The 11,934-nt window shown below is 44.5% G+C and carries 15 protein-coding genes; all 15 read left to right on the top strand.

The window, feature by feature from the left end; all coding sequences use genetic code 11:
• The first annotated feature begins 7 nt into the window (after nt 1–7).
• The 15 genes from dnaN (at nt 8) to HII27_RS19975 (ending at nt 11,932) form a co-directional block, all read left to right on the top strand.
• Nucleotides 8–1,276 carry a DNA polymerase III subunit beta gene (dnaN, locus tag HII27_RS20045; protein WP_223307982.1) on the top strand — a complete coding sequence of 423 codons (1,269 nt, stop codon included), beginning with the start codon at nt 8–10 and terminating at the stop codon, nt 1,274–1,276.
• 150 nt (nt 1,277–1,426) lie between these two features.
• Complete coding sequence (locus tag HII27_RS20040) at nt 1,427–2,248, top strand: DNA adenine methylase (RefSeq protein ID WP_007372165.1); 822 nt, start codon at nt 1,427–1,429, stop codon at nt 2,246–2,248.
• Nucleotides 2,245–2,475, top strand: coding sequence for a hypothetical protein (locus HII27_RS20035; protein WP_007372166.1), 231 nt, complete (start codon nt 2,245–2,247; stop codon nt 2,473–2,475). Before HII27_RS20040 ends, HII27_RS20035 begins: the two co-directional genes overlap by 4 nt.
• Nucleotides 2,462–3,445: a recombination-associated protein RdgC gene (rdgC, locus tag HII27_RS20030; RefSeq protein ID WP_007372167.1), complete on the top strand. Its 984-nt coding sequence runs from the start codon at nt 2,462–2,464 to the stop codon at nt 3,443–3,445. Before HII27_RS20035 ends, rdgC begins: the two co-directional genes overlap by 14 nt.
• Nucleotides 3,446–3,456: 11 nt before the next feature.
• Nucleotides 3,457–4,335: a hypothetical protein gene (locus tag HII27_RS20025; RefSeq protein ID WP_009654998.1), complete on the top strand. Its 879-nt coding sequence runs from the start codon at nt 3,457–3,459 to the stop codon at nt 4,333–4,335.
• On the top strand, nt 4,332–4,934 hold the full coding sequence (locus HII27_RS20020; RefSeq protein WP_223226832.1) for a hypothetical protein: 603 nt from the start codon (nt 4,332–4,334) through the stop codon (nt 4,932–4,934). The genes HII27_RS20025 and HII27_RS20020 overlap by 4 nt, the downstream gene beginning before the upstream one ends.
• 18 nt (nt 4,935–4,952) lie before the next feature.
• Nucleotides 4,953–5,381 carry an HNH endonuclease gene (locus HII27_RS20015; protein ID WP_032951321.1) on the top strand — a complete coding sequence of 143 codons (429 nt, stop codon included), beginning with the start codon at nt 4,953–4,955 and terminating at the stop codon, nt 5,379–5,381.
• Between the two features lie 97 nt (nt 5,382–5,478).
• Nucleotides 5,479–5,961, top strand: a complete 483-nt coding sequence (locus tag HII27_RS20010; RefSeq protein ID WP_032951323.1) for a hypothetical protein — start codon at nt 5,479–5,481, stop codon at nt 5,959–5,961.
• Nucleotides 5,951–6,391 (top strand): hypothetical protein, encoded by a 441-nt coding sequence (locus tag HII27_RS20005; protein WP_223226831.1) that lies wholly within the window; start codon nt 5,951–5,953, stop codon nt 6,389–6,391. Before HII27_RS20010 ends, HII27_RS20005 begins: the two co-directional genes overlap by 11 nt.
• A 51-nt stretch (nt 6,392–6,442) precedes the next feature.
• A complete protein-coding gene (locus tag HII27_RS20000) occupies nt 6,443–7,027 on the top strand; it encodes a hypothetical protein (protein WP_032951326.1) in 585 nt (194 codons plus the stop codon).
• A 191-nt stretch (nt 7,028–7,218) separates the two neighbouring features.
• On the top strand, nt 7,219–8,928 hold the full coding sequence (locus tag HII27_RS19995; protein ID WP_099531006.1) for a DUF4942 domain-containing protein: 1,710 nt from the start codon (nt 7,219–7,221) through the stop codon (nt 8,926–8,928).
• 153 nt (nt 8,929–9,081) lie between these two features.
• A complete protein-coding gene (locus tag HII27_RS19990) occupies nt 9,082–9,837 on the top strand; it encodes a hypothetical protein (RefSeq protein ID WP_009654999.1) in 756 nt (251 codons plus the stop codon).
• A 14-nt stretch (nt 9,838–9,851) separates the two neighbouring features.
• Nucleotides 9,852–10,274 (top strand): hypothetical protein, encoded by a 423-nt coding sequence (locus HII27_RS19985; protein ID WP_043016719.1) that lies wholly within the window; start codon nt 9,852–9,854, stop codon nt 10,272–10,274.
• A 10-nt stretch (nt 10,275–10,284) separates the two neighbouring features.
• Nucleotides 10,285–10,890, top strand: coding sequence for a hypothetical protein (locus HII27_RS19980; protein WP_043016718.1), 606 nt, complete (start codon nt 10,285–10,287; stop codon nt 10,888–10,890).
• Nucleotides 10,891–11,221: 331 nt separating this feature from the next.
• Nucleotides 11,222–11,932, top strand: coding sequence for a GntR family transcriptional regulator (locus HII27_RS19975; RefSeq protein ID WP_081305659.1), 711 nt, complete (start codon nt 11,222–11,224; stop codon nt 11,930–11,932).
• The last annotated feature ends 2 nt before the right edge of the window (nt 11,933–11,934 follow it).

Here is an 11,934-nt window from a genome sequence, read left to right as displayed (position 1 = left end):
CAGTAAAATGACAGACGCATCTACAATAGACGCAGTTCAACCAAAGGCAAGACGCTTATCATTTAAAGAGCTTCCAGGGTTTGATATTTCTGCTGAAGCACTTCTCAAAATTATCGAAATGCCGTGTATGGTTATTCGCCGGTCTCCTGCAATGAAAGTACTGGAGATGATCACGCTGCGGTTACGTGGGGATTGTCTTTCTGCCCTTGGCATTGACTTAAACTCTGCCCAAATTACCAGTAAAGGGACGGTATCGGGGGGCAATGGTGATATGGACGTATCAGTACCTGCAACACAACTCTTTTCTTTAATCCGCAACATGCGCGGCGAAGATGAAATTAACGTCCGCTTCCATGCGGCAAAAAACCATCTTGTCATTCGCACCGACAAAAACTCCTATAACATCCCGGTTTGCTTAGACCATATACCCGAAATTCAGGCTGAGACGCTGGAACATAATTACAGCGTTTACTTTCCAACGCAGATGCTGAGTCAGATTATCAAGCGTGTCAGCCACGCTGCGGCTCAGAACGATGTCCGCTTTTATATGAATGGGGTCTACCTCGGTATCGATAATGGCCAATTTATTGCTGTAGCCACTGATGGACATCGTATGGCCGTCAGTTCTCATGATATCGACTTCAGCGATGACGTGGGCGATGAGATTCAATCTCCGACAGCTCCTACCTCTATCAGTAACACGAATGCAGGTGTGATTTTACCCAACGGGGTTTTCCCCGTGCTCCATAAAATCCTGAGCGGTAGCCAGGGTCAATTCAAAATTGACTACAGCAACCGTAACCTGACATTTACGCTCGGAAGCCATACAGTCATTTCAAATCTTGTCGATGGCCGTTACCCGGACTGGAAGCGCGTGGCCAGCACGGTAGCCAAAAATACTGAACTGTTTAAGGTTGATCCTTCTGAACTCACCACCGCACTAAAACGCGCAACCCCATTGCTTAAAGAGGGCTCGCCAAACAACACCAGTGTTTGTGTGATGTCATTCAAAGACAACGCCCTACAGCTTAAGTCGCCCGGCTCAAATGCAATCAGTTGCAAAGAGGTGATGGACATTGCGAAAGAGGCAGGCGAGCCCGAAACAATTGTTGATATCGGTATGAATGCCGATTACCTCCTGGAATCACTGGCAAGCCTGGGGGCGTGTTCGGAAGAAGGAGAAGCCGCACAGATTGCTTTGCGTGATACAACGACCGGCATATTGATTTCAGTAAACAAAAACAATTACGACATCATCATGCCTGTCCGTGTCTGACAAAACGCTCTCGTTTTGTCGGCCTTTTCGAAATAGCCAATTTCATGGGCGTGATAACGTTAAAACAAGCTTCCTGACGGGATGGCTATATGCCATCTCGCTCCCATTGGTCGCGATCACTGCGTCCTAATATTCTGGAGCCAGAATGAAATGAAAAGCGTTCTGAAGTGGGTAGGAGCCAAACACAACATTATGGCAAGTCTTAAGCATGTACTACCGAAAGGTGGTCGGCTTATTGAGCCCTTTGGCGGTTCAGGCGCTGTAATGATGAATACGAATTACCCAGAATACATTTTGGCCGATATTAATAGCGACCTGATCGATACATACCAGAGTATTTTTAAGTCGCCTGAAAAGGTACTTTCTGAGCTTAAACGCCTTTACTGTCTCGGGCGTTCTGAGGACGCCTATTATGAGCTGCGAAGCCAGTTCAATAATCATGATAGTGCAAGTGACACTCAAGCTGCTCTGTTTATCTATCTGAATAGGTTTGGCCATCGCGGACTATGCCGATACAACCGGAAAGGCATCTTTAACGTCCCCTGGGGTTATTACGCCAACCCCTATCTCCCAGAGACAGAGTTATACGCAATGGCTGAGAAAATGTCCTCAGCAACTTTACTTTGCGCCAGCTTCCAGACCACGCTATCAATGGCCCGCCCGGGTGATGTGGTGTATTGCGACCCACCATATGTTAATCCCGGCAGATTCACGGCTTACCATGCCAGCGGTTTTACACCCGCTATGCAGATTGAGCTTACCAAACTGCTCCAGTTGCTGCCTGAACGCGGGGTTCATGTCATCGCATCATGCCACGATGCGCCTGATATTCGTGAGCTTTATCAAGCCTTCGCTATTCATGGTGTGACTGCCCGGAGAAGCATATTTAAAGGCAGCGGGGATGGGAAAAAAGCTTCAGAAATCTTCGCGGTCAAATTAGCGGATAACTCGAAAAAGGGAGCTGCGGCATGAAACGCTTCCATTGTTCTGAAAAGCTGCATAACCCAGAGACTGAGAAATTTTGTCAGGATATCGCCGAACAATATCGGACAGCACCTGATATTGCCGTGGCGCAGTTTAAACAAGTGCTGAGCTCTAAGCCTCTAACTTACTGGGAGTGTGTCGTGATCCGCGAGCGTGTCTCTGACCTTATTAAAATTAATCAAGCAACAGCTGAGGGCCACGATGAGCCAATTTAAACCCAAAAGCCTTGTAGTCTACCGCATCCAAAAAGCTCTGGAATTAGACAAGCTGGATGAACAGTTAAGTGAGTTGAAATACACTCCCTGCGGGCCTAATGATATGGCACGGTCAGGATGGATCCCGCCATTGGGTGAAGATGTCGAGCTGTTAAAGCATGAGTCGAATAATCTCATTCTTCTGACTGTTAAGCACGAATCGAAAATACTTCCTCCCGCGACCATCAAAGAAATTGTGCGAACCCGGGTTCAGAAACTGGAGAAAGAGCAAAACCGCAGGCTAAAGAAAATGGAGATCCAGGCCGTCAACGATGCCGTGCTCGCTGAGCTCATACCAAAGGCTTTCAGCAAATACAGCACTACAAACATTTGGGTGGATACTAAATCACGTCTACTGCTTGTTGAGACCACCAGCCATAAAAAAGCAGATGATGTAACAGCTTTGCTACGTAAAACTATTGGCTCACTTCCAATTATCCCATTCACGCTGGAAACGCCGGTAGAACTGACGTTAACAGAGTGGGTCAAAACAGGAAGTCTGCCGCCTGGCCTAGCTTTATGCGACGAAGCCACGCTCAAAGATGTGCTCGAAAACGGGGGGGTCGTTACAACAAAACGCCAGGATTTGATATGTGATGAGATCGCTCATCACATCGAGGCCGGAAAGCTTGTGACAAAGGTTGCACTGGGCTGGATGAACCAGATGTTTTTCATCCTGAATGACAATTTCATCTTTTCACGACTGACCTTTACGGAAGAACTTATTGAACAGAACGATGACATTTCGCCAGAAGATCACGCCCAAAGATTTGATGCCGATTTCGTTTTGTTTACCTCTGTTGTTATGGAGGTTCTGGACACAATGATAAAAGCCCTCGGGGGTGAAAGCCCAGGACTCATCACAACGCCGTCAGACGAACAACAAGGTGTCGCGGCAGAAGCCAAACAACCAGAAAAAACCTTCCATTAAAGGGCTGAGAGATGATTACAGCTACAGAACTCCAAGAGTTATCACGCCAGGTTGAAAATGCTAACATTGCCCGAGCCCTGGCAGTTAAAGAGTTGGTTAAAGAGACAAGAGATCGTCAGTTTTCATTGTGGGCGCTATTTATTGGTCTCTTCAGAGAGACACCGGCGCGAAAAAAGCTGAACGAATGTGAATTGCATCTTAACCTGCTGCTGCCAAAATGCAGGAGCATCTTTCTTCAATACGTAGTTATGTCCTCGTTGGAAGAAATTTCGAAATCACCAGATTGTGAGATTTATCAGCATCTAGTCAACTGCTGGAAAGAAGCTCAGATAAAATATAACGAGTCAGGCAGACGACTCAAACTTGCAGAAAATGCCCGTGAACTATTAAAAACAGCAAAGGATGAATGTAATAGTGCTTCCACAACTGAATTTCTGGATATGGTTACTACCAGTAAAGCAATATCCATACTTTCAGCAATAGACACATCCTCTGCGAGTAGTTCGTTAAAGAGAGCTATGGGTGCGCTTAAGCGATTAGCAGATGAAATGCCTGCCCGGCAATCACCTATTGATTCAAATTTACCAGATGACACGCTTGATCTGTTTGTCGATCTGACTATAAATCCTGTTATCGATATTCTCTCCTGGTTAAATATTGAAAAGCTGGATAATGCCGAAGTGCAGTGCAGCAAAGCCTTAAAGAAACTTCAGACGTTATTAGGACAACTGGGTGCTGAGCATGATTTGAGAACTAAGGATTATCAATCTCAATTAGATACGCTTAAGAGAATTGAACAACCATACATCAAAAAGGTGATGCGGCATATACCCGAAAATATGAAGTTCAAGGAGCCTGAGTATCTCCAGACTATAGGAATGAACCCATGACTCTAAAATATATAATCGCTCTCGCAATATTTCTGACATTTGTGTGCTTTGCAGCTTTCATACTTATCTACGCGAGTCGAACAAAACGAGAACAACAACAAACTCAGCAACCTTTGGACGAGCATGATCAGCAGGCAGATATTAATGCCGATGCCGACGAGAACGCCGCACTTGATGGGTTGAGCGAGTACTTCATCAAAAAAAATTCGATATTGCCAAAAGTCCTGATGGATCTTTATGTGCGCTTGAGTGCGGTGTTCAATGGTCAGTACATTATCGCACCCCAGGTGCTTGCCCGGGACTTAGTAGAGCTGGAGCTCGAAGATGAACCGGTTGCCCCGGTTGACGTACTTCAGGCGCAACAGTACGCAGATGAATTCGTGTTCGATTTTGTTCTCTCCGATGCGCATACCGGGGAACTAGTGCTAGCAATGATCAATGAAGATGCTATCAGCGCTCAGCCTGAAGGAGAGTTCATTATTGCCCTTTTTAAAAGAACTCACATTCCTGTCTTTCGCTATGAAACGTTGTCAGGCTTGGACGATAACGCCCTGGCAGTCAACATCGCTGAATCAATAGACGATGGCCGATTCTCTTAGTTCCACAAGGAATTTATTATGTCTCTGTCAAAAAAACAAAGAATAGTACTGAGGGCTAAATTTGGTGGTCGATGTGCATATTGTGGCGAGGTACTGAAAGAAAAAGGTTGGCACGCTGATCACGTAGAACCTGTGCTAAGGAAATCCGTCCAGGATATGCAAGCTGCGGCCAGAGGGAAATTTAAGCTTAAGGCTACCGGTGAAGTGTTTAATGAAAGTGCCAACTGCTTAGAAAATCTTTTCCCAGCCTGTGCGCCCTGCAATCTGCTCAAAACAACATATTCACTGGAAATGTTCCGCAAACAAATAAGTTTACAGGTTGAAAGGGCACGGAAGAGTAGTATGAATTTCAGAACGGCAGAAAGATTCGGCCAGATAAGCATTGTAGAGAAACCCATTGTTTTCTGGTTTGAACAGTATTCAGAGAAAAATGGTGCTATCAAATAAACGACTAATTTAACATTATCATGGCGCGTATCGCGCACTGCTTCGTCAAATATTCAGCCGTGATAATATTGTTTAGTAGGCCCATTACGGAGCGTATATGACTAATCATACAAACTGGACTGGAGACCTGACCGAAGGCGCAACTATATTTGTAGCCACACCAGATGGCCAGCTCAGCAAATGTAGAGTCGAGTCCGTTCGAGACCGACATTTCTCGGTCGAGGGTATTGAACGTGAATTCGATAAGTTGAATGCCTGCTCAGTTGATGGGTTACTACACTCTTACCCCGACGATTTCGAGTCGAGGGAGTTATTTGGTCTGTGCCAGCAAAAAAACAGGCTCAAGTCTCTGCAAATTGATTCATTATCGTTACAGCAAGTCCAGTACATGCTGGCTGGCCTGGAACTTGCCAGGAAGAGATATGGATACCAGTACCGAGGCAGCAAAGCCGTAGATACCAATCAGAAGGGTAGACTGGCCATGAGCATTGATGATTCGCTTCACCCAATTCAGATCGCTTATATACTGGCAGGTTTAAAATTATCTCTCCTTCAAACAGAGGTGAACCATGACTGCTAACCAACGTAAACGTCCTTCGCGTAACAATCGAGCTGTCCAGTTAACGTCCGAGCAGCTGGTAGAAGCGAAGACGCTTGACCTGAAAGCCCACCATTCGTTTAAAAACCTTATGGGTCTTGCTGCAATCAGTGTCGTGGTGTTTGTCTGTCTTGGCTCCTTGATCCATAAACAACGCTCAGTAATGAACGAATGGGACCTGGGTGAAGTGATCAGAGGCGTTGATTTGAAAGCCGGAACCCTCGCAAAAAACAACTTTTTCATCACCAACAAAGGGCAGTTTGAAGCAAGTGGCGTTACAGTGTCACTTACGGGTACAAAACTGAAATTACAGCAGCATCAGGACGGAAAATATTACGTTTGTAATTCTGCAACAGGTGATTGTGTTCTGGTATCCGATGTACAAGCTGAAAAAATTCGTGACCAGCTGTAGCGAGGGGAAAATATCGGTTACTGTCACCGGTAACCGAAGGAACCTTCGTATATGTCACGACAAGAAGCCGCAACGCAGTTATTTATGTCTGCACCACCAGCAAGTATTGATGTCGTTATTGAGCAGCTGGAAAGGGACGCTCAAGCAGCCGGTATCGATATCCATACAATCTCTGTAATGGCCAGCCTGTTACGTGATCGAATAGAAGCATACAGTGACGTGCTTAAAATCGAGCCTGAGCGGGTGATACACGCACTTGAGGTACTGCGAGGTACGGAAGTGCCGTGGGCTTTTTACACTCCGTCCAGGCTACCTGAGCTTGAAGATGTTCATTGCTGGGAAACTCCTCACGATTTTGACCAAGACCTAGGTGAACACCAGCTGCGGCGCTATATTTGCCCTAAATGCGAGCATGAATCAACCGACCCAATGCGCTGCACGGCTGGCCATGCTCCTGGAGTTAACCAGTATCCTGAAAGCTGTGATGCCACTATCTGGAATTCGCCCGATTCTTGGGATAGTATTAACCCTATAATAAAATTAATTATCAAATCTACGTTCCTGGCTGACCTGACTGTTCATACAATCTTCTATCCGAAAGGGTTGAAGCTTCCTGAAATTCAGGACGTTGAGTAGTCTGCTTCGGGCTCTGTGATCTGATAGTTATATATACCTCATTTAAGACCCCTTACTGGGGTCTCTTTTTTTGGACTTCCGCCGTGCTATGTACTTCACGGTATCCCCAAATATCCCGGCTTATGTAGTTCGTCGATTTGCTTCGTCACCTGCCATACCTGTCTCATAATTTCTCTATTTGGAGAAATCTGATGAACCTACCGACAGCTGTATTAGCGAATAACGATGAAAATGAATCAGACGTCCTCAGCCTTTATGCTAATCCCGTAGACAGTCAAAGTGGCCTCATTGAACATGACGGCTTTCAAAAACTAAATGCCATGCGCGATCTGCTGGTGGAATACAACACAACACTGAAGCACATGCAGGCCATGTATGATGCAGTGATGCGGAACCGGCATGATGAAGCATGGCGCATGTTCTGTGATTCTTGTGACAATTCCATCAAATATACGCTGGCTGTAGAAAATTTGTTCTGTATAGAACGGGCCCGCTGTGCTCTCGATGAAAAGTACTGGCAAAAGCTGCTCGATCTGACCGGCGTAAAACCATTTATGCCCACCGAAAGATACGATGACTGGAACGAAGGATTAAGGGCATGGCGAAAATCATCAGAATCAAATTTTGAGAAGCTTAAGCCTGTACCCTTCAACGAAGAAAGTATCTTTTCTACCGCATTCGCATTGAATGAAGAGAAAAAAGACTACTTCGCCCAGATGGTTCATGGTGTGTTTGAAAAGCTCTCCGCTCTGCATAAGACTAACCGTGCCCAGGGCTTCAGCAACAAACTCATCATAGCCAGCTGCTTACCAAGTAGAGATAACCGCAGATCCTATGACTATCTCAACTATTTTAATGACCTTCGTAAGGTTATTGGACTGATGTATGGACGAAGCGGTGCTGAGGATGTGAATTCGGCTGCGGTCAAAGAGTACATGATGAGTAACCCTGGCGAATGGGTAAGTATTGATAACGATAGTCTTAAAGTGAAGGGGTTTATTAACGGCAATGTGCATATCCTGATTGAGGAGGAAACTTGTGACAATCTCAATCTGGTACTATCCCATTTAATGCCAGGCTGCATTCCTCTCGATCGCCGATACACCACCAGCCATAACTCCGCAAGAACTGTAAAAACCAATGAATATCGGTCGCAGTTGATATCATTCTCTGCTGTTAACTCCTTAATATCATATGCCACTGACCATTTGAACGCGGGCAAACACCTGTCACCGGGGCCGCACACTTTTATCCTGCGGGACAACCAGTCTGTTAGTGAGAAAAAAGAACTGGTGAACATATGGGAGTCATTGGGTGCTGTCAGAAGATATAGAGAAGTATATGACTTTGACTTTAGCCCCGTTGAAGCATTCAAACTTCTGGCATTACATGGTTCTATACCTGACCGCTATACGCACCAGTTCTATGCAACGGTCGGAGAACTCCAGAAACGAGCAATTGATGAATGTATGGTGGCTTCAGGTATGCGTTTGCTGGAACCGAATATCGGTCTTGGTGCGCTACTGAAAGGGTTACCAGAGGGGGTGGATGTTACTGGTTTTGATATACACCCCGCAGCTGTTGCAATTACTGGCCTGCGCTGGAACGTCACCCTTAATGATTTTCTATTGGTCAAGCCTGAAAATACCGGCTTGTTTGAAAGAATTCTGATGAATCCTCCATTTAGTGACTCACGCTGGATTGCACATTTTCAACATGCGATGAGATTCCTGAAACCGGGAGGACGCTTGATAGCAATACTGCCAGGGAGCGCAAAGGAGCATCTTTTAACCCGAGAAGCTGGGCCCGGTTACGACATCAATATTCTGGGTTGCTATGACAACGCCTTTGAAGGAACCGCAGAATCCATAAAACTTTTCTCCGTTGATGCCCATGAATAGTGGGGAAAGGAAGAGCTGGTCGAGTTAATTTCGTCACCCGTAACTGAACAGAAAAAATGAGATAGAGAAAAAGCCGTCAGTTTGTCGATGTTAAATGCTATTCAAATTTTTCAACATGCGACAATTGAGCCAACTACATGAAGAGGAAACACAATGTCAGCATTTCTCATCAATAAATTATCTTTCGAAGATACCAAACAAATAATGTTGTCCTCCATGAAAACAATGGCATCTCTTCATGGTATTTTGGCAATATTCTTGCCGATAATTGCTGGTGGTGGACTCCTGACACTCATCATGAAAAATGTGACAATGGAGGGGCTTGCATTTTTTATCTTACAGCCAGTTGTACTCACCCTCTACCTTACGGCTATCTTATGCCGATATCAAAGCTCAGAGCTAAGATTGAATATCTGGGAAGAACTACGCAACTTTATCGTTGTGTTAGTTTATGCATTATTCCTGACCGTACTAATGATCGTAATATTGTGGTTAGTCAAATTTATGATTGCTTCAGCGGTTGCGGGTGAAACCAACCATGTTGAATATAAACAACCAACATTAACAAGCATTAGTCTGGCTTACTCCAACCTAATAGTGTATTTCAATATGTACGCCCTTGCCACTTTGAGCGTATTTATCGCTACGCCAATGCTCGTTTTATTCATACCAACAGTTACGCGGTGTAAAGGTTCTCTGCTGAAAAGTATACCAGTCATTTGTAAAAGTACTTTTATGAATATTGGGCCGTTGTTCGCATTTTCAGCTATCTCTGGTGTTGTTTTACTTTCGTGGTCATACTTTTCGCTCAGGTATGAATGGTTAATCCCGGCAGCAACTATACCTCTGGCCTACTTATCAATATTGAATTACCAGCTGTCTGAAGCAGCATTGCCTCGTAACCAATAAAAAGGAAACCTGTGATGAGAAAAATAATATTAAATGCGGTTGTTTGTTTATTTGCAATTAATGCATCAAGTTTCGCAATATCAGCGGAAAGCTCTCCATCTCGTGACGAACTGAATGACGTGATGAAAGTTCATGCTTCCGAGATTGCTGCTGTTATCGCATGTAAAGACTACCTCGAAAATGGCGAGGAACGTTTGACTGAAGCGAAATCAAAAGCTGGCCGTGTACTGGGTAAGATGGTAGGCAATCAAGCCAAGGGTAGCGAGTATGCTAGTCGGATTCTGGTAACTGTTAACGAAGCTAAGCCAGATGAGCAACTGAAGGCTGAATTCGACAAGGTCAACCTTGACCACTCAGTCCGCGTTGCAAAATGCGCTCAGCTAGTAGCTGGTAATGCCGCACGTGCGGACGATGCTGATATCAATTATCTGAATTAAGAGGCTAGCAATGGCGAAGATCAGGATCACTCATCGTTATGACATCAATAAAGACATGTTCTATGGCGTAGAAACTAACCAGCCATATGAAAAGGTTGTTCAGAGGTTAGCTTATCTCCAATTGATTCATTCCACGTTGCCTGATTTTCCCTACATGGCTAATTGCCTGGAACAGGCCGATGCAGTAGAACTCTATTGTCGAATCTTTGGTGGTATTCCTTTAAACACAAATCAACATTATACCGCAGAGATTGATTTATATAGGAACTGGGAAATAGATACACGCGAACTCGTTAATGACATTAATTGCCAAAATTCAATTGCCATTTCCGGCTGCGTAGAAAAAATATTTAAATACATTGTTGAAAACTCTGTTCAGATCTATCAGCTCACAAAAGAAGCTTATAAATTAGGGCAGGGCATGACTAATAATGAAAAAGAAGAAATGGCTCTTTTACTGATTTATATGGATTGGCAACTTCAAAGGATGGATCGTGTTTTAATGGGAGAAAAAATTCAAAAGGAATGGGATTGGCACGATTTTGAGGGAAGGTTGATTTCAGACATTTCGTATACACACACCGGACAACCTGACCTATACATCCACAAAGATTAATGTCATTGACGCACAAGCTGAATATATTTCGACCTTGCACAAATAGCAAACAAACACATTAGAAAGAATTAACCATGCATCTATAATGGATTCTGTTAAGCATAAAATATGGGTAGTAATAGATCCGTTATTGAAAATGTAAGACATGCTGGTAGAGTAAAACGAATGATAACCGTTTACCTTCTCTGTTCTGGCGGATGCCAGTTTATGGATGTGCATACTGGAACTATTTGAAATATGTAGGTAGAGGGATCTACTTACTATGTAGTGTGATTAAAAATATTCTGTTTTCTATGTGGTCAAAAAGTTCAGTATGAGTGATATATGATTGATGATTACAAAAGCTTCCTCAAAAACCCCAGGGAATTTACCGGAACTAATTAGTTACTCTCCGTCAGGCAGACCTAGCTTAACGAGACGAGTTGAAGATCGCCTTAAATGCGCCCTTATCCTCGGCTACCTCAAGCCCGGTGATAAGTTGGTAACAAAAAACATCGCCGATGCTATGAAAATGAGCGTCACGCCCGTCCGTGAAAGCCTGATACGTCTGTCTGCCAGTAGTGCTCTTGCTTTGACTCCATCACATGCCTTTTTTGTTCCCATCATCACCAGTGAGCAGTTCAACGAGTACATGAGAATGAGGCGATTGATTGAGCCAGAACTGGCAGAAAAGGCCGTACTGAAAATGGATGCCAATGGCTTTGAAGAATGCCTGTCTTTGTGCCAAAAGCTGCGTTCCGCATATGAACGTAGGGATGTTTATCTGGCGCACCAGCTAAACCTCACTCTGCGGCTGAAGCTTTACATATACGCCGGTCTGCCTGAGTTTTTCAAAATTGTAACCCAACTGTGGATTAACCTGTGGCCAACTCTGAGTTACACGTTCGAATCTGACTCGGAGGATAAATGGCCAATATTTTTCTCGTCGCTTGAACTCGCTCTTTCAAACAGGGATGCAGGGGCAGCAGCAGATGCCATTAGAGAGTCACTGGATAAGGGGTTGCGGATCTATCTCAGCTTGTTAACCGAGCAAGGTGAGTAAAC

Source organism: Kluyvera sichuanensis (genome assembly GCF_014218705.1).
In the GTDB taxonomy this organism is placed as follows: domain Bacteria; phylum Pseudomonadota; class Gammaproteobacteria; order Enterobacterales; family Enterobacteriaceae; genus Kluyvera; species Kluyvera sichuanensis.
Note: the sequence above shows the minus strand (reverse complement) of the source record. Positions and strands in the feature narration are given on the sequence as shown.